General features: G+C 66.6%; 17 protein-coding genes. 13 read left to right on the top strand and 4 right to left on the bottom strand.

The genetic code is table 11. The features are described from left to right. The first annotated feature begins 36 nt into the window (after window positions 1-36). Window positions 37-2,007, top strand: coding sequence for an asparagine synthase (glutamine-hydrolyzing) (asnB, locus tag QW863_RS19575; protein WP_315768262.1), 1,971 nt, complete (start codon window positions 37-39; stop codon window positions 2,005-2,007). Window positions 2,008-2,109: 102 nt separating this feature from the next. On the opposite strand, the gene QW863_RS19570 is transcribed toward asnB, so the two are convergent. Further along, on the bottom strand, window positions 2,110-3,072 hold the full coding sequence (locus QW863_RS19570; RefSeq protein WP_315768260.1) for a lysylphosphatidylglycerol synthase transmembrane domain-containing protein: 963 nt from the start codon (window positions 3,070-3,072) through the stop codon (window positions 2,110-2,112). A 187-nt stretch (window positions 3,073-3,259) separates the two neighbouring features. On the opposite strand from QW863_RS19570, the gene QW863_RS19565 reads away from it, so the two are divergent. The 6 genes from QW863_RS19565 to QW863_RS19540 all read left to right on the top strand — a co-directional run bounded on the left by QW863_RS19565 (window position 3,260) and on the right by QW863_RS19540 (window position 13,886). After that, window positions 3,260-4,543: a nucleotide sugar dehydrogenase gene (locus QW863_RS19565; RefSeq protein WP_315768258.1), complete on the top strand. Its 1,284-nt coding sequence runs from the start codon at window positions 3,260-3,262 to the stop codon at window positions 4,541-4,543. Window positions 4,544-4,553: 10 nt separating this feature from the next. Further along, window positions 4,554-5,570, top strand: a complete 1,017-nt coding sequence (locus QW863_RS19560; protein WP_315768256.1) for an NAD-dependent epimerase — start codon at window positions 4,554-4,556, stop codon at window positions 5,568-5,570. An 11-nt stretch (window positions 5,571-5,581) separates the two neighbouring features. Further along, window positions 5,582-6,994 carry a mannose-1-phosphate guanylyltransferase/mannose-6-phosphate isomerase gene (locus QW863_RS19555; RefSeq protein ID WP_315768255.1) on the top strand — a complete coding sequence of 471 codons (1,413 nt, stop codon included), beginning with the start codon at window positions 5,582-5,584 and terminating at the stop codon, window positions 6,992-6,994. 70 nt (window positions 6,995-7,064) lie between these two features. Further along, window positions 7,065-9,287 carry a tetratricopeptide repeat protein gene (locus QW863_RS19550; protein ID WP_315768252.1) on the top strand — a complete coding sequence of 741 codons (2,223 nt, stop codon included), beginning with the start codon at window positions 7,065-7,067 and terminating at the stop codon, window positions 9,285-9,287. Between the two features lie 81 nt (window positions 9,288-9,368). Further along, window positions 9,369-11,582 (top strand): tetratricopeptide repeat protein, encoded by a 2,214-nt coding sequence (locus tag QW863_RS19545; RefSeq protein ID WP_315768250.1) that lies wholly within the window; start codon window positions 9,369-9,371, stop codon window positions 11,580-11,582. 84 nt (window positions 11,583-11,666) lie between these two features. After that, entirely contained in the window at window positions 11,667-13,886 is a 2,220-nt protein-coding gene (locus QW863_RS19540) for a tetratricopeptide repeat protein (protein WP_315768248.1), read from the top strand. 7 nt (window positions 13,887-13,893) lie between these two features. Here the strand turns inward: QW863_RS19540 and QW863_RS19535 are convergent, their stop codons facing one another. Then, entirely contained in the window at window positions 13,894-14,604 is a 711-nt protein-coding gene (locus tag QW863_RS19535) for a DUF1223 domain-containing protein (RefSeq protein ID WP_315768246.1), read from the bottom strand. Window positions 14,605-14,964: 360 nt separating this feature from the next. Here QW863_RS19535 and QW863_RS19530 point away from each other — a divergent pair, with 360 nt between their 5' ends. Together QW863_RS19530 and QW863_RS19525 are read left to right on the top strand one after the other, a co-directional pair. Then, complete coding sequence (locus QW863_RS19530; RefSeq protein ID WP_315712777.1) at window positions 14,965-15,972, top strand: Gfo/Idh/MocA family oxidoreductase; 1,008 nt, start codon at window positions 14,965-14,967, stop codon at window positions 15,970-15,972. Window positions 15,973-16,027: 55 nt separating this feature from the next. Further along, window positions 16,028-17,179, top strand: coding sequence for a DegT/DnrJ/EryC1/StrS family aminotransferase (locus QW863_RS19525; protein WP_315768244.1), 1,152 nt, complete (start codon window positions 16,028-16,030; stop codon window positions 17,177-17,179). A gap of 524 nt (window positions 17,180-17,703) precedes the next feature. On the opposite strand, the gene QW863_RS19520 is transcribed toward QW863_RS19525, so the two are convergent. Next, entirely contained in the window at window positions 17,704-18,192 is a 489-nt protein-coding gene (locus QW863_RS19520; protein ID WP_315753211.1) for an HXXEE domain-containing protein, read from the bottom strand. 276 nt (window positions 18,193-18,468) lie between these two features. On the opposite strand from QW863_RS19520, the gene murJ reads away from it, so the two are divergent. From murJ to QW863_RS19500, 4 genes are all read left to right on the top strand, one after another. Continuing rightward, window positions 18,469-19,998 carry a murein biosynthesis integral membrane protein MurJ gene (murJ, locus tag QW863_RS19515; protein ID WP_315768242.1) on the top strand — a complete coding sequence of 510 codons (1,530 nt, stop codon included), beginning with the start codon at window positions 18,469-18,471 and terminating at the stop codon, window positions 19,996-19,998. 152 nt (window positions 19,999-20,150) lie between these two features. Then, a complete protein-coding gene (locus tag QW863_RS19510; protein WP_315768240.1) occupies window positions 20,151-22,460 on the top strand; it encodes a xanthine dehydrogenase family protein molybdopterin-binding subunit in 2,310 nt (769 codons plus the stop codon). Between the two features lie 129 nt (window positions 22,461-22,589). Next, window positions 22,590-23,039, top strand: coding sequence for a cytochrome c (locus QW863_RS19505; RefSeq protein WP_315768238.1), 450 nt, complete (start codon window positions 22,590-22,592; stop codon window positions 23,037-23,039). Window positions 23,040-23,187: 148 nt separating this feature from the next. Beyond that, window positions 23,188-24,108, top strand: coding sequence for a cytochrome c (locus QW863_RS19500; RefSeq protein WP_315768236.1), 921 nt, complete (start codon window positions 23,188-23,190; stop codon window positions 24,106-24,108). 27 nt (window positions 24,109-24,135) lie between these two features. Here QW863_RS19500 and QW863_RS19495 read toward each other — a convergent pair whose 3' ends face one another. After that, window positions 24,136-25,296, bottom strand: a complete 1,161-nt coding sequence (locus QW863_RS19495) for an ABC transporter substrate-binding protein (RefSeq protein WP_315768234.1) — start codon at window positions 25,294-25,296, stop codon at window positions 24,136-24,138. Window positions 25,297-25,483: the final 187 nt, after the last annotated feature.

The raw sequence follows: 25,483 nt of genomic DNA, 5'->3' as shown, positions 1-25,483 counted from the left end.
CATGCAGACGGGGGACGAAGCGCCGGAGAGGGTACCATGTGCGGCATAGCCGGCCTGTTTCGCCCCGGCGGAGCCGACCAGGCTCAACTGACTGGGATCGTCGAACGGATGACGGCAGCGCTGGCGCATCGCGGCCCCGATGCGTCCGGCAGTTGGATCAGTGCTGCGAGGGGACTTGCCTTCGGACATCGCCGTCTGGCGATCCTCGATCTCTCCGAGGCCGGGGCGCAGCCGATGCACAGTGCCTGCGGACGTTACACCGTCACCTTCAACGGCGAGATCTACAACCATCTCGATGTCCGTGCAGAGCTGGAGGCCGCCGGCGCCGCGCCGAATTGGCGCGGTCATTCCGACACCGAAACGCTGCTCGCCGCGATCAGCCGATGGGGCGTTGAGCCGGCGCTTCAGCGCCTGATCGGCATGTTCGTCTTCGGGCTCTGGGACGCCGAAACTCGGCAGTTGATCCTGGCGCGAGACCGCTTCGGCGAAAAGCCGCTGTTCTACGGCTGGAGCGGCGCCGATCTGGTGTTCGGCTCCGAGCTCAAGGCGCTGGCGGCGCATCCCTCCTGGGCGCCGTCGCTCGACCGCGCGGCGCTCACGGCGTTCATGCGCTTTTCCTACGTGCCTGCGCCCGCCACGATCTGGACCGGCATCCGGAAGCTGCCACCGGCGTCGTTCGTGAGCTTCGCCTCGGATGCGGCTCCCGGCGGCTGGCCACTGCCGCAACCCTATTGGTCGCTGCGCGATCGCGTCGCTGCCGCCCAGGAGGATCGCATCGCCGACGAGCGCGAGGCCGTCGATCGGCTGGAGCAGTTGCTGTCGGTCGCCGTGAAGCGGCAGTGCCTGTCGGACGTGCCGCTCGGCGCGTTCCTGTCCGGGGGCGTCGATTCATCGACCATCGTGGCCTTGATGCAGGCGGGGGCGAGCCAGCCGGTCCGCACCTTCAGCATCGGCTTTGCCGAAGGTGGCTACAACGAGGCCGAGGACGCCCGCAGGGTTGCCCAGCATCTCGGCACGGATCATACCGAGCTGTACGTCGATGCGCGGACCGCGATGGACGTGGTGCCGAAGCTGCCGCGGATCTATGACGAACCGTTCGCCGACTCCTCGCAGATCCCCACGCATCTGGTCGCGCAGCTCGCGCGCCGGCATGTGACCGTCGCATTGTCAGGTGACGCGGGCGACGAGCTGTTCGGCGGCTACAACAGGCATGTCTGGGGCGGCGCGCTGCAGGCGCGTCTTGGTCGCGTGCCGATGCCGCTGCGGCGTGCCATTGGCGCCGTTCTCGGCGCGATCGCCCCGGAGCCGGCCGAGACGGTTCTCAGGGCGCTGCAGCCGGTGTTGCCGGCGCGATTGAAGGTTCGGCATGCCGGCGATCAGGTGGCCAAGCTCGGCCGCGTCATTGCCGCCGACGGCTTTGATGGCCTCTACCGGGCGCTGTGCTCGATCGATCAGGATCCGGCCGGCACGGTGGTGGGTGGCACGGAGCAGGAGAGTTGGGCGGGGAGCGAGATGCGGCAGCTCGCGGCGCGGCTCGATCCGCTCGACCGCATGACCCTGGCGGATTCCCTCAGCTATCTCAGCGACGACATCCTGCAGAAGGTCGATCGCGCGGCGATGGCGGTTGCGTTGGAGACGCGTGTGCCGTTCCTCGACAAGGACGTCGTCGAGTTCTCGGCCAAGGTGCCCGCCGGCATGAAGGTGCGGGACGGCCGCGGCAAATGGCTGGTGCGGCAGGTGCTGTATCGCCACGTGCCGGCGGAGATGATCGACCGGCCGAAGACCGGCTTCAGCATTCCGCTCGACGCGTGGCTGCGTGGGCCGTTGAAATCATGGGCCTCGGACCTGCTGTCGCCGGAGCGGCTGAGGCGGCAGGGCCTGTTCGATCCGGTGCGGGTGACGCGCATGTTCGACGAGCATCTCAGCCGCCGCCACAATCATTCCTACTGGCTGTGGAACGTGCTGATGGCGCAGGCCTGGCACGACGAATGGGCGCGCGCCGCTTAGAGCATGATCCGGAAAAGTGGAAACCGGTTTTCCGAAAAGATCATGCTCAAACAAAGAGATGAGATCATGATGCGATTCCGTGGAATCGCATCATGATCCAGGTCAGTCTTCGACCGTCGCGGGAACGGCGAGGCGGCCGGCGCCTTTTTCGGCGCTGAGAATCCACACCAGCCCGCCCATGCCGCCGACGATGAAGTAGACCGCGCCGAACAGGATCGAGACCACGGTGCCGTCCGTCGGCGCCAATCCGGCATAGCCGAAAGCCACCATCATCGTCGCCTCGCGCACGCCCCAGCCGGCGATCGAGATCGGCAGCATCGTGATCAGCATGATCGGCGGGGTCAGCAGGAACAGTTGTTCGAATGCGGCTGGCGCCGCGATGGAGCGCACCGCGCACCAGGCGATGACGACGGCCAGCACGTGAATCGACAGTGACAGCGCGGCGATCTTTGCAGCCGTGGTTCGGCCGAAGATCACCTTGTTCGCGATCACCGAGCAGGCATAGACGTGACGCGTCGGCCACCACGCCTTCATCCACGCCGCCGGCAGATGGCCGATGGTGAGGAAGCCGACGCCGGCCGCCAGCGCGGCGGCGTCGACCAGCACCAGGGCCAGCCGCCCGTGCTCGTCGGCGATCATGCCATAGCTCCACGGCAGGCTCGCGACGATGATCAGCGCCAGTGCAATGAAGCCGACGGCGCGGTCGGTCAGGATCGAGTAGCTGGCAGCGCGCCAGCCGGCGCCGGTGCGCCCGATCAGCCAGAGACGCACGGCGTCGCCGCCGATCGAGGACGGCAGGGTCTGATTGAAGAAGGCGCCGATCATGTTGTAGCGGAACGCTTGCAGGTCCGTCAGCGGCGCGCCGCACAGCGCGGAGATCTCGCGCCACCGCAGGGCGCCGATGAAGATCTGCACCAGCGTGATGGCCACCGCCAGCCCGATCCAGCCGATGTTGATCTGGCTGAGCCGTTCGCGGATCGCCGCAAAGTTGATCCCGCGCAAAGCGAGATACAGTAGGGCCAGCGACACCACGATCCGGAGGAGAAGAATCAAAAACGCACGCATGCCAGGCTGGCTTCGCTCTTGGTTGAAACGGTCCAAGCCGAGTGCGATACGCGCAACTCCCGTCCTGGCAAGGCCGGACCCCGGTCGAGGGGGAGCCTTAGCCGCCCCTTGCGGTCCTGATGCCCCGGTGGCTAAACAGTCGCAGGGGTGGCGTCAATGGCCTCCGAAACGACCGGAATATCAATTTATGTCTCATGGCCGGAAGATTGCGGTGATAGGCCTTGGCTATGTCGGCCTGCCGGTCGCGGCTGCGTTCGCGCGGACAGGCTGCCCGACGATCGGGTTCGATATCGATGCGGTGCGGGTCGCGGAGCTGAAGGATGCAAGGGACCGGACCTGCGAGGTCGATGCGGCCGACCTGCGCCGGCCAGGCCTGCGCTTCACCAGCGAGCCGGATGATATCGCGACTGCCGATTTTTTCATCGTCACCGTTCCGACCCCGATCGATAGCGCGCGGCGGCCCGATCTCGGCGCCATGCTGGCCGCGACGCGCACGGTGGGAGCCGTTCTGAAACGCGGCGACGTCGTCGTCTATGAGTCGACCGTGTACCCGGGCGCCGTCGAAGAAGACTGCGTCCCGTTGCTGGAGAGCTGCTCGGGGCTGAAGGCGGGGACGGATTTCAACGTCGGCTATTCGCCGGAGCGCATCAATCCCGGCGACAAGACGCATCGCTTCGAGACCATCACCAAGGTGGTCTCGGCACAGAATCCGCAGACGCTCGCGATCGTCGCCGCCGTCTACGGCTCGGTCGTCACCGCCGGCATCCATCGCGCGCCCTCGATCAAGGTCGCCGAGGCGGCCAAGGTGATCGAGAACACCCAGCGCGATCTCAACATCGCCTTCATGAACGAGTTGTCGCTGATCTTCCAGGCACTGGAGATCGATACCGGCGACGTGCTCGCGGCTGCCGCGACCAAGTGGAACTTCCTGCCGTTCACCCCCGGCCTGGTCGGCGGCCACTGCATCGGCGTCGATCCGTATTACCTCACCTACCGCGCCGAGAAGGCGGGCTACCATCCCGAGGTGATCCTGGCGGGCCGCCGCATCAATGACGAGATGGGCCGGCGCATCGCGCGCGAATGCATCCGCGGATTGCTGCGGCGGAAGGGCCGGGGGGGCGTCGTCACCATTCTCGGCATGACGTTCAAGGAGAACGTGCCGGACATCCGCAATTCGCGGGTGATCGACATCATCAGCGAATTGCAGTCGTTCGGCGTCGAGGTGCAGATCGCCGATCCCCTCGCCGATGCAGCGGCGGTGCACGAGGAGTATGGCATCGGCCTGACGGCGATCGAGGCGCTGCGCCCAGCCGACGCGGTGGTGTTGGCCGTGTCGCACGATCAGTATCTCGCCGGAGGCTGGGCTCTCGTGCAGGGCCTGCTGCGCGAGGAGAGCGGCCTCGTGCTCGACGTGAAGATGAAGCTCGACCGCGCGAGCAAACCCGCCGCCATCGAACTGTGGCGACCCTGACGGAGCGACCATGGCAGATCATCCCATCCTCGTGACCGGCGCCGCCGGCTTCATTGGATTTCACCTATCGCAGCGGCTGCTCGCCGAGGGACGGCAGGTGGTCGGCATCGACAACATCAACGCTTATTACGATCCGAAGCTGAAGGAAGCGCGCCTCGACATTCTCAAGAGGCAGCCCGGCTTCACCTTCCACAAGCTCGATCTCGTCGACCGCGCCGGCATCAAGGCGCTGTTTGCCCAGCATCGCTTTCCCGCCGTGGTGCATCTCGCGGCCCAGGCCGGCGTGCGCTACTCGCTGGAAAATCCGCACGCCTATGTCGACGCCAATCTCGAAGGCTTCATCAACGTCCTCGAAGGATGCCGCCATCACGGCTGCGAACACCTGCTGTTCGCCTCGTCCTCATCGGTCTATGGCGCCAACACCAAGCTGCCGTTCTCGGTCAAGGACAATGTCGATCATCCGATCAGCCTCTATGCGGCGAGCAAGAAGGCCAACGAGCTGATGGCGCATTCCTACAGCCATCTGTACCGGCTGCCGTCAACCGGCCTGCGCTTCTTTACCGTCTACGGCCCCTGGGGCCGTCCCGACATGGCGATGTTCATCTTTGCCAAGGCCATCCTCGCCGGGCAGCCGGTCAAGCTGTTCAATCAAGGCCGGATGCGGCGTGATTTTACCTATGTCGACGACATCGTGCAGGCCATCGTCCGCCTGATCGGCCGCCCGCCCCAGGGAAACCCGGATTGGGATGGAAACAGGCCCGATCCGTCGAGCAGCCGGGCGCCATGGCGGATTTACAATATCGGCAACAATCATCCCGAACAGCTGATGGACGTGATAACATTACTAGAGAAGGAGTTCGGGCGGCCGGCCATCAGGGAAATGCTGCCGATGCAGCCCGGCGACGTCGAGGCGACCTATGCTGATGTCAGCGACCTCGAACGCGACATCGGCTTCCGGCCGGCGACCTCGATCGCCGACGGCATCGGACGTTTTGCGAAATGGTACCGCGACTATCACCGAATTTAACGGGTTGATTCATGACCGGACGCATCATTCCTCTCATCATGTGCGGCGGCGCCGGGACCCGGCTGTGGCCGGCATCGCGGGAGGTTCGCCCAAAGCAGTTCCTGCCGCTGTTCGGCGCCCGTTCCACGTTCCAGGACACGCTGCTGCGCGTATCCGATGCCGACTTGTTCGAACGGCCGATCATCATCACCAACCTGGCCTATCGCTTCATGGTGCTGGAACAACTGGCCGAGATCGGCATCGAGGCGGACGTGCTGCTGGAGCCGATGCGGCGTGATTCTGGCCCGGCCATCGCAGCCGGAGCTGCCTTCGCCCAGTCGCGCCATCAGGACGCTGTCGTGCTGGCACTCGCGGCCGATCACGTCGTTCGCGACACCGCGGCCTTCCTCGCGGCGTGCCGGCAGGGGCTCGCGGCCGCCGAGGCCGGCCGCATCGTCACCTTCGGCGTCAATCCGGAGCGCGCGGCCACCGAATATGGCTATATCAGCCCGGGTGCATCGGTATCCGGGGAAGTGCGGGCCGTCGCGAAATTCGTCGAGAAGCCGGATCAGCCGACCGCTGAGCGCTACATTCGCGAAGGCTATCTCTGGAACAGCGGCAACTTCATGTTCCGCGCGTCGGTCCTGCTCGATGAATACCGCAAGTTCGATGCGGGCAGCGTGCAGACGGTGATCGACGCTGTCTCCAAGGCCGGCCGCGACCTCGGCTTCATCATCCTGGACTCCGATGCCTTCGCGGCGGCCAAGCCGATCTCGATCGACTATGCCGTGATGGAAAAGACTGAACGTGCCGCCGTGGTGGCGGTGTCGTGCGGTTGGTCTGATGTCGGCTCCTGGCATGCGGTCTGGGAACTGTCCGATAAGGACGGGCAGGGCAATGCCGCGCGCGGCGCCGCCGTGTTCGAGGATTCCCGCAACTGCAACGTGGTCACCGACAAGGCGCTGGTCGCGCTCGAGGGCGTCGATGATCTCGTCGTGGTGGCGGCGCAGGATGCCGTGCTGGTGTCGCGCCAGCGCGATGCCAACGGGTTGAAGCGGCTGGTCGCCAAGCTCAAGACCGTCGCGCCCGAAGTGACCGAGGCGCACATCAAGGTGCATCGGCCCTGGGGCAGCTATCAGTCGGTCGACAATGGCGAGCGTCATCAGGTCAAGCGCATCATCGTCAAGCCCGGCCAGCGGCTGTCGCTGCAGAAGCACTATCACCGCTCCGAGCACTGGATCGTAGTGCGCGGCGCGGCGCGGGTCACCATCAACGAGACGGTCAAGACCGTGCACGAGAACGAATCGATCTACATTCCGATGGGCGCGGTGCACCGGCTGGAGAACCCGGGCAAGATCCTGCTGGAACTGATCGAGGTCCAGACCGGGTCCTATCTCGGCGAGGACGACATCATCCGCATCGAGGACGATTACCGCCGCGAGTAGGGCGGGGTCTCGCCGCGAATCACGCGAGCCGTGCTAGATAGCCCCGGACGTCGTCCGCCGGAGAGCTTCCTTGCAAAGCACGATCGGATCGCGCGCGTTCCAGAACGCGCGCCTGCAGAAGAAGAACCGCAAGCAGGCCGACGGCCTGCTGCCGAAGGCCGTCGAGGCCTACAGGGCGGGCCGGCATGCCGATGCCCAGGCCATCTGCGGTCAGGCGCTGGCCCTCGTGCCCGATCATTTCGACGCCCTTCACCTTCTCGGCGCCTCCGCGCTCGACAGCGGTCGGCTCGACCTCGCCGAGCAGGCCCTGACCCGCGCGGTCGCGGTGGAGCCGCGCAATGCCGAGGCCCTGGCCAATCTCGGCCTCGTGCTGTTCAGCATGAAGCGCTACGAAGAGGCGCGCGCGGTGCAGGAGCGCGCCGTCGCGCTCAAGCCCAATTTCGCCACGGCGCTGACGAGCCTCGGCAACACCCTGATGAACATGCAGCTGTTCGCGCAGGCGATCGAGGTGCATGACCGCGCCATCGCGCTGAAGCCCGACTTCGCCGACGCCTACTGCAATCGCGGCATGGCGCAACTGCTCCTGCTGCGCAACGAGGAGGCCAGACAGAGCTTCGACCGCGCCTTGGCACTGGCGCCGCGGCACATGCAGGCGACCTTCGGCAAGGGGTTGGTCAGCATCAATCTGCGGCACCTCGAGCAGGCGCTCGCCGCCTTCAACGCCGCGCTTGCCATGAAGCCGGGCACGGCGGCCGTCATCGCGCAGCGTGGCCGCCTCTACGTGCAGATGGGACGGTTCGCCGAGGCCGAGGCCGATTTCGATGCCGCCCTGGCGACCGACCCCGGGCTCGAGGCGGCGCTGCTCGGCAAGGCGCATGTCTGCGTGCTCACCGAGCGGATCGCTCCGGCGATGCTGGCCTGCAAGCGGGTGCTGGAGCAGAATCCGGCGTCGGAGGTCGCGCTGATCTGGCTCGGCACGTGCCTGGCGAAGCAGGGCGACACGGCCGGCGCCATCCAGCACTTCGACCGCGCCCTCGAGATCAAGCCGGATTTCGAGGATGCAATGATGAAGAAGATCTTCGCGCTCGATTTCTATCCCGGCGCCGACGTCGCCGTGCATCAGGCCGTCCGCCGCGAATGGTGGGAGCGGATCGGCGCGCATATCTCGCAGCGCCAGCTCGCCGCCATCGACCGTGATCCGGATCGCCGCATCACCGTCGGCTACGTGTCGTCCGACTTCCGCAGTCATTCGGCCGCGCTGACCTTCCTTCCGGTGCTGCGCCATCACGACCACGCGGCGTTCAAGGTCATCTGCTACTCGTGCTCGCCGCTGGTCGATTCAGTCACCGAGCAGTGCAAGGCTGCGGCCGACGGCTGGGTCGACGGATCTCAGCTCTCCGACGATGAGTTGGCCGATCGCATCCAGGCCGACCAGGTCGACATTCTCGTCGACCTCTCCGGTCATTCGGCCGGCAACCGGCTCACCGTGTTCGCCCGCAAGCCCGCGCCGATCCAGGTCACCGCATGGGGCAATGCGACCGGCACGGGATTGCCCACGATGGACTACTTCTTTGCCGATCCGGTGACGGTGCCGGCGGCGGTGCGGCCGCTGTTCGCCGAGCAGGTCTACGATCTTCCGGCGCTGATCACCACGGATCCGCTGCCGGACGCGCAGCCGACGCCGCTGCCGATGCTGCGCAACGGCTACGTCACCTTCGGTGTCTTCAACCGCGTCGACAAGATCTCCGACGAGGTGCTGAGGGTGTGGTCGGCGCTGCTCCAAGCGTTGCCGGACGCCCGCATCGTCATCAAGAACGGCGCGCTGGAGGACGCATTCCTGCGCGACACGCTGATCGCCCGCTTCGCCGCGCACGGTGTCAACGAGAGCCGCCTCACCTGTCTCGGCGCCTCGATGCGCCATGAGCACATCGCGGCGTTCGCCAACATCGACATCTCGCTCGATCCGTTCCCGCAGAATGGCGGCGTCAGCACCTGGGAATCGCTGCAGGCCGGCGTTCCCGTGGTTGCCAAGCTCGGCAACAGCGCGGCGTCGCGGGCCGGCGGCGCGATCGTCAAGGCGATCGGGCTCGACGACTGGGTGGCCGAGGACGACGAGGGGTACATTGCGATCGCCCTGAAGCACGCGGCGCGGCCGGCCGAGCTCGCTCAGCTCCGTGCGGAGCTGCCGATGCGGGTGGCCAACTCGGCCGCCGGCAACGTCGAGACCTACACGCGCAAGGTCGAGGAGGGGTATCGCCAGTTCTGGCGCCGCTATTGCGCTACTGGCGGCTGAGGCCCATCCGTCGCGGCCTGAAGCAAGGTCGCGCGTGAACAAGCCCGATATGTAGATCCACGCGTCATTCGGAGGCCGTCTTTGGCAAGCGATGTCGGTTCCCGTGCGTTTCAGAATGCGAGGCTGCAGAAGAAACACCGCAAGCAGGCCGATGCGCTGATGCCCGCGGCCGTCGCCGCCTATCGCGGTGGTCGGCGGGCCGAGGCCCAGGCGATCTGCGGCCAGATCCTGGCGTTGCTGCCGGACCATTTCGATGCCCTGCATCTGCTCGGTGTGACGGCGCTCGACGGTGGCCAGATCGATCTCGCCGAGCAGGCGCTGACCAAGGCCGTGGAGATCGAGCCGCGGAATGCCGAGGCGCTCTCCAATCTCGGTCTCGCGCTGTTCAACCGCAAGCGCTTCGAGGAGGCGCGCAAGTGCCAGGAGCGGGCGATTGCGCTGAAGCCAGCCCTCGTGGTCGCGCAGACGGGCCTCGGCAACACGCTGATGCGGCTCGGCCTGCCGGACGAGGCGATCGCGGCGCATGACCGCGCGATCGCGCTCAAGCCCGACTATGCCGACGCCTATTGCAACCGCGGCATGGCGCTGCTTCCGCTCGGTCGCAACGCGGAGGCCAACGAGAGCTTCGACCGCGCGCTGTCGCTCAATCCGCGCCACATGGAGGCGATGTTCGGCAAGGGGCTCGCCAGCATCAATCTGCGTCACGTGACCGATGCGCTCGCGGCCTTCGATGCGGCGCTCGCCATCAAGCCCGGTGCACCGCAGGTGCTCGCCCAGCGCGGCCGGCTGCATCAGATGGCCGGGCGTTTCGACCAGGCGAAGGCGGACTACGAGGCGGCGCTGGCGCGTGATCCGATGCTGGAGATGGCGCTGCTCGGCAAGGCCCAGCTCGGCCATTTCAAGGACGTCGCCCAATCCGTCGACGCCTGCCGCAAGGTGCTGGAGCAGAATCCGCGCTCCGAGGAGGCCTGGCTGTGGCTCGGCGTCTGCTATGGCAAGCAGGGCGAGGTCGCCTCGGCCGTCGCACATTTCGATCGCGCCCTCGAGATCAGGCCCGATTTCGCCGAGGCGATGACCGCCAAGATCTTCACGCTCGAGTTCATGCCGGAGGCCGATTTCGCGCTCCAGCAGGCGGTGCGGCGCGAATGGTGGCAGCGGATCGGCGCCCACATCCCGCGCCGGCCGGCGGCCAAGCGCGATCTCGACCCGGAACGACGCCTGACGATCGGGTACGTCTCGTCCGACTTCCGCAATCATTCGGCCGCGCTGACGTTTCTGCCGGTACTCAGGCATCGCGACCCGCAGAATTTCGCGATCGTCTGCTACGCCTGCTCGCCGGTGCAGGACAGTGTGACCGCGCAGTTCCGTGCCTGCGCCGATCTCTGGGTCGACGCCGTGCAGATGTCGGACGACGAACTCGCCGACCGCATCACGGCCGATGGCGTCGATATCCTGGTCGATCTCTCCGGCCACTCCGCCGGCAACCGGCTGCCGCTGTTTGCCCGCAAGCCCGCACCTGTCCAGGTCACGGCCTGGGGCAGCGGCACCGGCACGGGACTGCCGACCATCGACTACTTCCTGGCCGATCCGGTGACGGTGCCCGACGCCGTGCGTCATCTGTTCGCCGAGCAGGTCTACGACCTGCCGGCGGTGATCACCACCGAAGCGTTGCCGGACATCGCGCCGACACCGCTGCCGATGCTCAATAACGGCTTTGTCAGCTTCGGCGTGTTCAATCGGCTCGACAAGATCTCCGATGCTGCGCTGATCGTCTGGACCCGCATCATGCAGCAGCTGCCGGACTCGCGCATCGTGATCAAGAGCAGCTCGCTCGATGATCCCTTGTTGCGCGACCGTCTCCTGGCGCGCTTCGCCGCCCATGGTGTCGCGCCGGAGCGGGTCGTCTGTCTCGGCTGGTCGACGCGCGAGCAGCAGATCGCGCAGTTTGCCCAGGTCGATATCTCGCTCGATCCGTTTCCGCAGAATGGCGGCGTCAGCACCTGGGAATCGCTGCAGGCCGGCGTGCCGGTCATCGCCAGGCTCGGCTGCAGCGCGGCGTCGCGCGCCGCAGCCGCGATCGTCACGGCGGTCGGGCTCGGCGAGTTCGTGGCCGAGGACGACGAGGGCTATGTTGCGCTCGCCGCGAAGTGGGCCTCTCGGCCGGCGGAGCTCGCCAGGCTGCGGGCTGCTCTGCCGGCGATGGTCGCAGGCTCGGCCGCGGGCAATGTCGAGACCTACGCGCGCAAGGTCGAGGAGGGTTATCGCCTGTTCTGGCGCCGCCATTGCGCCGGCTAGTTCTGGTGTCGCGGCATCCGCTCGTGCCGCATGTGAGTTCACCGCGTTCCCGCGATCTGCACGCTCCTCGTGGAGGCAAGTCTTTTGGCAAGCAATGTCGGCTCTCGCGCCTTCCAGAATGCGAGATTGCAGAAGAAGCATCGCAAGCAGGCCGATGAGCTCATGCCGCGCGCCGTGGCGGCGTATCGTGCCGGCCGTCACGCCGAGACGCAGGCGATCTGCGGCCAGATTCTGGCGCTGCTTCCCGACCATTTCGATGCGCTGCACCTGCTCGGCGTCACGGCGCTCGACGGCGGCCAGCTCGACCTCGCCGAGCAGGCCCTGACCAGGGCCGTGGAGATCGAGCCGCGGCATGCCGAGGCGCTCTCCAATCTCGGTCTCGCGCTGTTCAACCGCAAGCGCTTCGACGAGGCGCGCAAATGCCAGGAACGGGCGATCGCGCTGAAGCCGAATCTGCTCGTGGCGCTCACGGGCCTCGGCAACACGCTGATGCGCCTGGGGCGGCCGGAGGAGGCGATCACCGCGCATGACCGGGCGATCGCGCTCAAGCCCGACTATGCCGACGCCTATTGCAATCGCGGCATGGCGCTGCTTCCGCTCGCCCGCAATGCAGAGGCCAATGCGAGCTTCGATCGCGCGTTGTCGCTCAACCCGCGTCACATGGAGGCGATGTTCGGCAAGGGACTCGCCAGCATCAATCTCCGCCATTCCGACGAGGCGCTCGCGGCATTCGACGCCGCGCTTGCGATCAAACCCAACGCCGCGCAGGTGCTGGCGCAGCGCGGCCGGCTGCATCAGCAGGCCGGACGTTTCGACAAGGCGATGCCCGATTTCGAGGCCGCGCTGGCGCTCGATCCGCGGCTGGACGTCGCGCTCCTGGGCTTCGCGCAGCTCAGCGCCATCAAGGACAATATCGCGCCGGCGATGGATGCCTGCCGCAAGGTGCTGGAGCAGAACCCGCAGTCGGAGGTTGCCTGGACCTGGCTCGGAGAATGCTTCTGCAAGCAGGGCGATCTCGCGACGGCCTTGCAGCACTTCGAGCGTGCGCTCGAGATCAAGCCGGATTTCGGTGATGCGATTACCGCGAAGATCTTCCTGCTCGACTTCATGCCGGATACCGATTTCGCTCAGCATCAGGCGGTACGCCGGGAATGGTGGACCAGGATCGGCAGCAAGATCACGCGCCGGCCGCCGCCGGTCCGCGACCGCGATCCGGAGCGGCGGCTCACCATCGGCTACGTCTCGTCCGATTTCAGGAATCACTCGGCTGCCCTGGTGTTCCTGCCGGTCCTGCGCCACCACGACCATCAGGCGTTCAGGGTCGTCTGCTATTCCTGCTCGCCGCTGCAGGATGGCACGACCGAGCGATGCCGTTCTGCCGCCGACCTCTGGGTCGACGCCTGGCAGATGTCCGATGAGGAACTGAGCGACCGTATCGAGGCCGATCAGGTCGATATCCTCGTCGACCTCTCCGGCCATTCCGCCGGCAACCGGTTGCCGGTGTTCGCGCGCAAGCCGGCGCCGGTGCAGGTCACGGCGTGGGGCAGCGGCACCGGCACGGGGCTTCCGACCATCGACTACTTCTTCGCCGATCCGGTGACCGTGCCGGAGGCTGTGCGTCCGCTGTTTGCCGAGCGGGTCTATGATCTGCCGGCCGTGATCACCACCGATCCCTTGCCGGGATGGCAGCCGACGCCGCTGCCGATGCTGCGCAACGGCACCGTCACGTTCGGCGTCTTCAACCGGATCGACAAGATCTCCGAGCCTGCGCTCGCGCTCTGGTCCCGCCTGATGGGCGCGCTGCCGGGCTCGCGGATCGTCGTCAAGAACGGCGCGCTCGATGCGCCCTTGCTGCGCGACGGTCTCGTCGCGCGGTTCGTGGCGCATGGCATCGCGCAGGAGCGCATCACCTGCCTCGGCCTGTCGACGCGCGACCAGCACATCGCGCAGTTCGCAGGCATCGACATGTCGCTCGACCCGTTCCCGCAGAACGGCGGCGTCAGCACCTGGGAGTCGCTGCAGGCCGGCGTCCCCGTCATCGCCAAGCTCGGCCACGGCGCGGCGGCGCGCGCGGCCGCGGCGATCAACACGGCGGTCGGGCTCGGCGACTTCGTGGCCTCCGACGATGACGGCTACATCGCCATCGCGCTGAAATATGCTGCCGCACCCGCGACGCTGGCGAAGCTGCGTGCTGAACTGCCGGCCATGGTTGCCAACTCGGCCGCCGGCAATGTCGAGACCTACACGCGCAAGGTGGAGGAGGGCTACCGCCAGTTCTGGCACCGGTACTGCGCCTCCTCCTGACCGCATACTACAATCGCGCCGCGCCGACGATGCGCCCGTCCGCCGCTTCGAGAATCACGGCGGCATCCTCGCCCTCCGGCATCGGCTCGGTGAGGCGCAGCGCGGCGCCGCTCCAATCTGCCAGCGTGCGCACCGAGCGCACCACGTTGAGCTCCTCCAGCGTGCGGCCGCCATTCTCGCCGCGGCGGATCGCCGTTTCATGCCGATGATCGAAGCCGACCAGGAGGAGGCGTCCGCGTCCTTCACCGCCGCCGACCTCGACCGTGAGCCTGTCGCCATTGCGTGCGAGCTTGAGCCGCGCCGCCGTCGCGCTCGCGCCCCTGGCGCGATTGATCGCGGCTCCCACCTCGGCCCTGTTGGAGCCGACATGACCCGTCACCCCGTCGACGACGATCTCCGGCGTGTAGGAGCCGTCGCCGAAGCGGCTGCCGTAGCGGGCCTGGCGGTCGGTGGCGGCCGGCAGCGAGAACGGATCCTTCCAGCCCAGCCGGTCCCAATAGGTGACGTGAAAGGCGAGCGGCAGCACGTCGCGGCGCTGCCGCACCAGCTCGTTCAGATAGGCATTTGCAGGCGGGCAGGAGGAGCAGCCCTGCGAGGTGAAGAGCTCGATGACGACGGGCCGATCCACCGCGGCCGCCGACGGCGACCACGGGGCAAGCGAGGCGAGCAGCACGGCGAAGGATGAGGCGTAGCGGAGCGAGGCGAGGCTGAGGGTCATGGGTGTTCTCCCGCGATGTGACGTGATCTCCTTCGCCGGCGGGCTCCACCGTGTTACCTCCTGCCGTAGCCAACACGCAGGCGTGAAGACGCATCGACGGTTACCTTCGCGGCCTGTCGTGACGCGTGAGCAGGGCGCTCGCCACACGTGAAGGGCATCGTGCACGCCGTTCAAAAGACAGCGCTTTTCGTCCGCACCCGATGTAACTTTCTGAATCAAATCGTGTCCTGAAAAGGGTTTCCGCATTCGCCTCGCTTCAAGCGGCATGCTAGGAGAGCTTCGACCGGTGATTTGCCGTTCGTTAACCGTTGCGGCCAATCCGTGACGTCGCAATCCGGGGACATTGATGGGGTCGATGACATGAGTTCCAAGGGGGCGGGCCACAAGGCCGAGCTGAGGCAGGCGCTGCGAGTCGGCGTGATCGGAGCCGGCGTGATGGGCAGCAATCATGCCCGCGTGCTCGCCGGTCTGCCCGACGTGCACCTCGTCGGCGTCGTCGATCCGCTGCCGGCGCATCGCAGCCGCGTCACCGAGCTTGCGAACTGCCCGACCTTCGAGACGCTCGATGAGCTCGTCGCCGAGGGCGTCGACGCCGTGACGATCGCCGCGCCGACCCATCTGCATCACGAGCTCGCGCTCGCCTGCATCGCCCGCAAGGTGCATCTGCTCGTCGAGAAGCCGATCGCCTCCACGGTCGAGGAAGGCAAGGAGATCGTCTCGGCCGCGCACCGCGCCGGCGTCACCCTGATGATCGGCCATGTCGAGCGCTTCAATCCGGCGGTTGCCGCGATCAAGAAGGCGATCGCCGGCGAGGATATCCTGTCGATCGCGATCACCCGCGTCGGCCCGTTCCCGCCGCGCATGTCCAATGTCGGCGTCGTCATCGACCTCGCCGTGCACGACATCGACCTGATCCGCTGGTTCACCGAGTCCGACATCATCGAGGTGCAGCCGCAGCTCTCCAGCGCGGTCGCCGAGCGCGAGGACATCGCGCTTCTGCAGTTCCGCACCGCATCGGGCGTGTTGGCCCACATCAACACCAACTGGCTGACGCCGTTCAAGGCGCGCAACGTCACCGTGGCGACGCGCGGCAAGTACATCATGGGCGACCTGCTCACCCGCCAGGTCACCGAATGCTTCGGCTTCAAGCCGGACGGCAGCTACTCGATGCGGCATCTCCCGGTCGGCCATGACGAGCCTCTCCGCGCCGAGCTGATCGCGTTCCTGCATGCGGTGCGCTCGGGCACGTCGCCCGCCGTCACCGGCGACGAGGGCGTCGCGAGTCTGGCGATCGCCACGCAGTGCCTGGAAACCTCGAGCCATCGCCCGGCCGAGGCCGCCGCCACCAAGCTGCGCGCGGCCGGCTAGCCGGCCCGGCCTTCGCTTCATCCTCATTTCCGTTTGCGAACATGTGTCAGAGCTCATGAACCAGCACCTGCGTCATCAGCCCATTCCGTTCATCGACACCGCCGCGCAGCGCCAGCGGCTCGGCAAGTCGCTCGATGACGCCGTCGCCCGCGTGCTCGCGCATTGCCAGTTTCTCGGCGGCCCCGAAATCATCCAGCTCGAGAAGGAGCTGGCTGAATTCTGCGGCGCCAAATACGCCGTGAGCTGCTCCAGCGGCACCGACGCGCTGCTGATGGTGCTGATGGCCCAGGGTATCGGCCCCGGCGACGCGGTGCTGTGCCCGTCCTTCACCTTCTGCGCCACCGGCGAGGCGGTGGCACTGACCGGCGCCACGCCGGTGTTCGTCGACGTGCTGGAGGACACCTTCAACATCGATCCGGCCTCGCTCCGCCGCGGCATCGCCACCGCGAAGCGGCTCGGCCTGAAGCCGAAGGCTGTGATCCCGGTCGATCTGTTCGGGCAGAGCGCCGACCACGATTCGGTCGCCGCGATCGCGCAAGCCGAAGGCCTGTTCGTGCTCGACGACGCCGCCCAAGGTTTTGGTGCCAGCTACAAGGGCCGCCGCATCGGCACCTTCGGGCTCGCGACCGCCACCAGCTTCTATCCGGCCAAGCCGCTCGGCTGCTTCGGCGACGGCGGCGCCATCCTCACCGACGATGCTGGCCTCTTGGAGCGGCTGCGCAGCGTGCGCGCCCATGGTGGCGGCAGCGACAAATACGACAATGTCCGCCTCGGCCTCACCGCGCGGCTCGACACCATCCAGGCTGCGGTGCTGATCGAGAAGCTCAAGATCTTCGAGGACGAGATCGCCGCGCGCAACGCGGTGGCCGAGCGCTACACCGCGGCGCTGGCCGACGTCGTGAAGGTGCCGCGCCTCGCCGAGGGCTGCACCTCGGTCTGGGCGCAATACACCATCCGCCTGCCCAAGGGCGTCGACCGCGACACCTTCGCTGCCGCGCTGAAGGCGCAGGGCATTCCGACCGCGATCTACTATCCGAAATCGATGCATCAGCAGACCGCCTACCGCATCTTCCCGAGCGCCGATGGCGGCCTGCCGGTCAGCGAGCAGCTGTCCAGCGATGTCATCAGCCTGCCGATGCACGCCTATCTCGACGAGCCGACGCAAGGGCGCATCATCGACGTCGTCCGCGGCGCAGTCCGGGCCTGAGGCCTTACGCATCCTTGACGTCACGCCGCTTGCTGCGGCGCGGCTCACAGCGCCGGCGGGCGATCTGCCCCGTTGGCAGCCCCAAATCACACTGTCGTCCCGGCGAACGCCGGGACCCATACCGCGTGATCTCTGAAACGGGCAGGCGGCCCGATCCACGCGCCCCATCGGCCGCACGGCGTATGGATCCCGGATCAGCGCCCGCCGCCGCTTCGCGTCGGCCGGCTTGTCCGGGATGACAGCGGAGTGCTTGGCACGCATCTGGCGCCTTCTCCGGTGTTGTTCGTGCTGACGCCGCATCGGCACACTCATCGTCATTGCGAGCGAAGCGACTTGTCCGCCATAGCCCGAAGGGCGACGGCGGAAGCAATCCAGCGCTGCGCGTGCGGCCCTGGATTGCTTCGTCGCTGACGCTCCTCGCAATGACGGTGGTGAGTTGCGTGCTCGCAGCAAGCCTCGCCCCGATGAGCGCATCGACATCCGGAGTACTAATCGGCCCTACGGGCTGAGCGAAAGATCGTTGGCTACTGCGAACCGTTGATCACTCGGCCAGCTCTGAAGAGAACAGGGATGAGGGCAACGATGGCAATCACGACCAGCGGTCCGGCCCAAACGAACGTGCCGCTGTCAATGTAGCCCTCCGCCAACGCCGTTCGCAGCAGCGTGGCGGTGACCGGCAAATTGATGAGCACTGCAGTTGCAGTCCCCGGCGCATAGCGGCGCATCGCCAGTGTCGACAGAACATGCGGGACGGCGACGTTCAGCAGCATGGCCAGTGCGTAGCCACACAACAAGTAGGATCCGAGACTTTGCTTGCCCTGCAAATTCGCGAGAACGGCCGCGACCGCTGCCACCAGCGTCAACACCGCCAACGCAAACCGAAACTCACTGCTTCCTACGGTATGGTGCCATCTCCCAGCCGTTGCCGACCATCCCGGCAACCAAACGGCCTCTTCGACGTTGTGAACGGCAATTGCCGCCACAAAGAACCATGCGAGAGTTGAGTAGCTCACTCTGGGAACCAAGCTTCTAACAACGCCACATTGCATGCCTACCTTGGTCGGGACATGACCCATTTGACATGTCTCAAGTGTCCGCGAACCGGAGGTCGGACATCGGCCCGAGCATGCTTGCCAGCCGGCGGAGCGCAAGATCCGAGACGATATGTGCTGGCGCTGGCCGCAAGTCGGGAGAGGGGGCCGCGACCGGGTCGCCACAATTTACCCCCAAGCAGGCATCGCCCGCGTTCTCCGCTTCAAACCCGCCCCCCAATGCTCTAGAAGCCCCCCATGCTCGGACGTATCTTCACCGTCGGCGGCTATACGCTGCTGTCGCGCCTCACCGGCTTTGCCCGCGACATCATGCTGGCGGCGATTCTCGGCGCCGGGCCGGTCGCGGACGCCTTCTTCATTGCGTTCCGGCTGCCGAATCATTTCCGGGCGATCTTCGCCGAGGGGGCGTTCAACGCGGCCTTCGTGCCGGCCTATGCGCATGTCCATGGCGAGAAGGGGCCGGCCTCGGCGAGCCTGTTTGCCGACCGCATCTTCACCCTGCTGCTGGCCTCGCAGATCGTGCTGCTGATCCTCGCCTGGGTGTTCATGCCGCAGGCGATGACGATCCTGGCGCCCGGCTTCACCGACGATCCGGCGCAGCGGGACCTGGCGATCACGCTGACGCGGATCACCTTTCCCTATCTGCTGCTGATCACGCTGGTGACGCTGTATGGCGGCATGCTCAACGTGATGCAGCGTTTCGCCAGCGCGGCGGCGGCGTCGATCTTCCTCAATCTCGCGATGATGGCGACCTTGGCGCTGGCGGCGTTCTTCCCCGGCGTCGGTCATGCCGCGGCCTGGGGTGTGCTGATCTCGGGATTCCTGCAATATTTCCTGCTCGCCGGCGATCTCGCCCGCCACGGCGGGCTGCCGCGCTTCGCGCCGCTCAAGCTCGACGATGACATCCGCGCCTTCTTCAAGGCGCTGGGGCCGGCCACGCTCGGCTCGATGGGCACGCAGGTCGCGATGTTCGCCGACACCATCATCGCGACGTTCCTCCCCGCCGGCGCGATCTCGGCGCTGTATTATGCCGACCGCCTCAACCAGTTGCCGATCGGCGTGATCGGCATCGCCATCGGCACCGTGCTGCTGCCGGAAATGTCGCGGCGGCTGACCGCGAACGATCATGAAGGGGCCATGGAGCAGCAGCGCCGCGCCTTCGAGTTCACGCTGCTGTTCTCGGTGCCGTTCGTCGCCGCCTTCCTCGCGGTGCCCGACGTCATCACCCGCGCGATGTTCGCGCGCGGCGCCTTCACCAAGGGCGATGCCGCGGCGGCCGGTGCGACGCTCGCCGCCTATGCCGTCGGCCTCATTCCGTTCGTGATGATCCGCAGCGCGGTCTCGACCTTCTACGCGCGCAAGGACACCGCCACGCCGGTGAAGGCCTCGCTCACCGGGCTGACCGCCAACGTCGTGCTGAAGGTCCTGCTGATGGGCTCGCTCGCCCAGGTCGGCCTCGCGCTGGCGACGGCCGTCGGCGCCTGGATCAACCTGCTGCTCGTGCTCGGCTTCGCCGTGCACAAGGGCTATCTGCGGTTCGATCGGCGGCTCACCATGTCGCTGCTGAAATTTGCCGGAACCGGCGTGGTGCTCGCGGCGGCGCTGTGGGCGACAGCGTTGGTGGCATCGGCCCATCTCGCTTCGCTCGGCCGCTTGCAGGACGAAGTCGTTCTCGGCCTGTTGATCGTGGTGGGGGCCGTCATTTATGCCGGCGCCATTCTGGTGCTGTTCGGCCCGCGCTGGCTCAAGGCGCTGGTGCGGCGCTGACGTTTGCGCTGCAGCATCGAGCTGGTGGCATGCCTGCGGAGAGTTGACCGCGCGTGGGTCCAGGGGCGGCCATATGGCGTTTGCGCGAGTCTTCGTTCCGCTGCAATATGCCGTCCAATAGTCGCGACAATGCAAGCGGGAAGTGAAACCAGATGGCAGCTCCTATCAAGTTCGGCGTCGGACAAAGCGTTCTCCGGAAAGAGGACGACGCGCTGATTCGCGGCAAGGGCCGCTATACCGATGATCTGGCGCTGGCTGCCGCCTTGCATGCCCTGGTGCTGCGCTCGCCGCATGCCCATGCCAAGTTCACCATCGATGTCACCCAGGCGCGGCTCTTGCCGGGCGTGGCGCTGATCCTGACCGCCGCCGACACCGCGGAGCTCGGTGGGCTGCCCTGCCTGTTCAATCTCGAGACCGATCCCTTCACCGCGCCGCCTTATCCGATCCTCGCCAGGAACGAGGTGCGCCACGTCGGTGACGCCATCGCCTTCGTCGTCGCCGATACGCTGGATCACGCGCGCGACGCGCTGGAGGCGATCAAGGTCGAGTGGACGACCTTGCCGGCCGTGACCGGCGTCGTGAACGCGATCAAGCCGGATGCGCCGCAGGTATGGGCCGAACACAAGGGCAATGTGCTGTTCGACGTCTCGATCGGCGACAAGTCCGCGACCGAGGCGGCCTTCGCGAAAGCGCATACGGTGGCCGAGATCCGCATCGTCAATCCGCGCGTGGTGGCGAGCTTCATGGAGACGCGCGCCGCAGTCTGCGAATACGACACCAAGCGCGATCATCTGACCCTGACGGCTGGCAGCCAGGGCAGCCACCGGCTGCGCGACATCCTCTGCCAGAACGTGCTGAAGATCCCGACCGAGAAGATGCGGGTGATCTGCCCCGACGTCGGCGGCGGCTTCGGCACAAAATTGTTTCCCTACCGGGAGTATGCGCTGCTCGCGGTCGCCGCGCAGCGGCTGCGCAAGTCGGTGCGCTGGGCCGCCGATCGCTCCGAGCATTTCATGGGCGACGCGCAGGGCCGCGACAACGTCACCACGGCGAAGATGGCGCTGGCCGAGGACGGCAAATTCCTCGCCATGGACGTCGACCTGATGGGCGACATGGGCGCCTATCTCTCGACCTTCGCGCCCTACATCCCGCATGGCGGCGCCGGCATGCTGCCGGGCCTCTACGACATCCAGGCGTTCCACTGCCGGGTGCGCACGATCTTCACCCACACCGTTCCGGTCGACGCCTATCGCGGCGCGGGCCGCCCCGAGGCGGCGTATGTCATCGAGCGCCTGGTCGATGCCTGCGCACGCAAGCTCGACATGTCAGTCGATGCGATCAGGCGCAAGAACTTCATTCCGCCGCGCGCGCTGCCCTACAAGACCGCGACCGGCAAGGTCTATGATTCCGGCGACTTCAACGCGCATCTCAAGCGCGCGATGGAGATCGCGCAGTGGAAGGAGTTTCCGAAGCGCGCCAAGGCTGCCAAGAAGCACGGGCTGATCCGCGGCATCGGGCTCGCGAGCTATGTCGAGGTCTGCGGCGTGATGGGCGAGGAGACCGCCAATGTGCGGCTCGACCCCAATGGCGACGTCACCATCCTGATCGGCACGCAGTCGAGCGGGCAGGGCCATCAGACCGCCTATGCCCAGATCGTCGCCGAGCAGTTCGGCCTGCCGCCGGAGCGGGTCCACATCCACCAGGGCGACACCCAGGAGATCGCGACCGGCCTCGGCACCGGCGGCTCGGCGTCGATCCCCTCGGGCGGCGTCAGCGTGCAGCGCGCCACCCATGAGCTCGGCGACAAGCTCAAGCAGATCGCCGCCGAAGCGCTCGAGGCCGGCCTCGGCGATCTCGAGATCGCCGATGGCGTGATCCGCGTCGCCGGCACCGACCGCGCGATCTCGTTCGCCGACCTCGCCAAGCGTCCGGGCACAGATCCCGCCAAGCTCAACGGCAGCGCCACCTTCGCCAGCGCCGATGGCACCTATCCGAACGGCACGCATGTGGCCGAGGTCGAGATCGATCCGGCGACCGGCATCATCAAAATCGTCAACTACGTCATCGTCGACGATTTTGGCGTGACGCTGAATCCGCTGCTGCTGGCGGGCCAGGTGCATGGCGGTGCGGTGCAGGGCATCGGCCAGGCGCTGATGGAGCAGGTGGTCTACAGCAACTCCGACGCCCAGCTCGTCACCGGCAGCTTCATGGACTACGCGCTGCCGCGTGCCGCCGACGCGCCGTCCTTCACCTTCGAGACCCACAACGTGCCCTGCAAGACCAATCCGATGGGCGTCAAGGGCGCGGGCGAAGCGGGCGCGATCGGCTCCTGTCCGGCCGTCGTCAATGCGATCGTCGAAGCCCTCTGGCGCGAGTACAAGATCGATCACATCGACATGCCGGCGACCCCGGAGCGCGTCTGGATCGCGATCCGGGAGCAGCATCGCCGTCATAGTCTCTGAGTACTCTCCCCCCGGATCTCCTCCGATATCCGCCTCAATTCCGGAATAACCCGCCGGCTGAGGGGTTGACCACCCAAGCGACCCGTCCAGGTGGGCTGGACGGGATTGTGACAACAAAGGAGCGAATTGATGAAGCGGACTGTCGTGGCTGTCGCAGCTTTGCTGCTAGGGGCCGGCGCCGTGATGGCACAGCAGGATCTGGTCAAGCATAGCCAGGACACGATGAAGGCCAACGCCAAGAACCTCGGCGGTGTCCTGATCGCGATGGTCAAGGGCGAGAAGCCGTATGATCAGGCCGCCGTCAATGCCGCTCTGGCGCAGCTCGAGGAGACCGCCAAGAAGCTCCCGACGATGTATCCGGCGAGCCTGAAGGGCGCCAAGTTCGAAGGCGACTACGGTCCGTCGCCGAAGATCTGGGAAGACCAGGCCGGCTTCAAGGCCAAGATCGAGAGCTTCGGCAAGGTCGTCACCGAGGCCAAGGCCAAGATCAAGGATCTCGACAGCCTGAAGGCGACCGCGCCGGCCATCGGCAAGGAATGTGGCGGTTGCCACGAGACCTTCCGTCTCAAGAACAGTTGATCTGACCAGCAATCAACGGGGGCGGACGCGACAATGCGTCCGCCCCCGTTTGTTTGCGCCGCGCGGGCGTCCTGACGTATCACGGCGCCGCCGAGCTCCGGTGATGATCGCCGGGCCGACGATATCCTCCTGCTGTGACGGAGCCACCATGCTACGCCGCCTCCTGCTTGCTCTCTGCGTGCTCGGCGCCGCCGGCCTGGCGGTGTTCTGGTGGCTGACCCAGCCGTCGACGATCACGCTCGCAGCGGCGACGCGCGCGCCGGATCTCGCCAACGGGCAGGAGATGTTCAACATCGGTGGCTGCGCGTCCTGTCACGCGGTGCCGAACCAGCCGGATCGACTGAAGCTCGGCGGCGGTCTGCCGCTGAGCTCGCCGTTCGGCACCTTCTATGCGCCCAACATCTCGCCCGATCCCACTGACGGTATCGGGCGCTGGAGCGAGGCCGAGTTCGTCAATGCGGTGGTGAGGGGCGTGTCGCCGGACGGCAGCCACTACTACCCGGCATTTCCCTATCCCTCCTACGCTGCGGCGAAGATCGACGACGTCCGCGATCTCTTCGCCTACATGAAGACGCTGCCGCCGGTCGCCGGCGCCTCGCGCGCGCACGACATGCCATTCCCGTTCAACATCCGTCGCACCGTCGGGGTCTGGAAGCTGCTGTTCTTCGACGACAGGCTGTTTGCCGCCAACGCCTCGCGCCCGGCGGAGTGGAATCGCGGCGCCTATCTGGTCAATACGCTCGGCCATTGCGCCGAGTGCCACAGCCCGCGCAACGCGCTCGGCGGCATCGTTTCGGCGCAGCGTCTGGCGGGCGGGCCGGATCCCGAAGGTCAGGGCTTCGTGCCGAACATCACCCAAAAGGGCCTGGCGGACTGGAGCGAGAGCGACATCAGCTATTTCCTCGAGACCGGACAGCTGCCCGATGGCGACAGCGCCGGCGGCTCGATGGCGCGGGTGATCCGCAACACCTCGCAGCTCACGCCCGAGGATCGCAAGGCGATGGCGGTCTATCTGAAATCGCTGCCGCCGGTGGAAGGCCCGCCGAAGTCGAAGAAGCCGGCAAGCTGATCAGTTCGGCGAGCGCGCGCACTCAGGTCAGATCGGCTTGAAGCTGCCGTCGCTCTGGATCACCGTCAGCGATACCGGCGGTGGATTCTCCTTGCGCGCGTTGCCGAAGCTGACCACCAGTCCGCCGATGTCGAACTGGCCGACCTCGTTGATGATGCGGAGCAGCTCGGCGCGGGTCGGGTTCGGCCCGGTCATCGCCAGGGCGCGGGCCACCAGGCGGCCGGTGATGTAGCCCTCGAGCCCGATGAAATCCGGCGTCTGGCTCGGATCGAGCGTCTTCATCGCGGCCTGGTAGTCGGCGACGACGCGGAGGTCGGTGTCCCACGGAAACGGGACCACCTCGGAGACGATAACGCCGCGTCCCTCCGGACCGAGCTCCTTTGCAAGCGCATTGCCGCCGACAAAGGAGACCGCCGTGAAGGTCGGATTGAAGCCGCTGCGATGCGCCATCTTGATGAACTCGGCGCACGGGCCGTAGGTGCCGACCAGGATCACCGCTTCCGGCTCCGCGCGCCGGATGACCTTGAGCGCCGCGCCGACCGCGCGCGTGTTGCGCTCGAACGTGCCTTCGGCCGCGAGCTCGAGGCCGCGGCGATCGAGATGCGTCTTCACGCCGGCCAGCACGTCGCGGCCGAACGAGTCATCCTGATAAAAAATGGCGATGCGGGTGAGGTGAAGCTCTTCGGTGAGATACTTGATCGTGGCTTCGGCCTCGGCCGCGTAGCTCGCGCGGATGTTCACGACGTTCTGGAATTCGGGCGCCCGCAGGAATTCGGCGCCCGAGATCGGCCCGATGAAGGGGACGTCGTTCGACGCCGCGATCGGCGCGGTGGCCATCGCGGTCGGGGTGCCGACGGCGCCGATCAGCGCGAACACCTTGTCCTCGTAGATCAGCTTGATGGTCTCGACCACCGAGCGATCGGGGTCGTAGCCGTCATTGCGGCTCGCCAGCTTCAGCCTGCGGCCGTAGACGCCGCCCTTGGCGTTGAGCTCGTTGAAGGCCGCCAGCAATCCCTGGCGCGCCGCCTGGCCCAGTGCGGCCGACGGGCCCTCCAGCGCCGCCACCTGGCCGAACATGATAGAGTCGTTGGTGACGCCGAGCTCGTCGGCGCGCGCAGACCCGGGCGGCAGCACGCCGGCGATCAGGACGAGAACGATGGAGATCCGAAGGCTTGAAAACCAGTTCATTGCGATCTTCGATGCACGAGTACGCTTGATGACAACTCAGTCTAGGCGTGTTGAATGAAGACCTCGCTAAAGACGTGGCCCGCGCTTGATCGCGTTTTGGGCGGCCCTCAACAGTCAGCCGTTAACCAAGCCCGGTTTCTGGTACGCCACGACGGATCATCTTTGACCGTCCTTAACTTACCGCGGC

The sequence above is a fragment of the Bradyrhizobium sp. SZCCHNR1017 genome (assembly GCF_032381375.1).
GTDB lineage: Bacteria > Pseudomonadota > Alphaproteobacteria > Rhizobiales > Xanthobacteraceae > Bradyrhizobium.
This window is presented reverse-complemented; position numbering and strand designations above follow the sequence as displayed.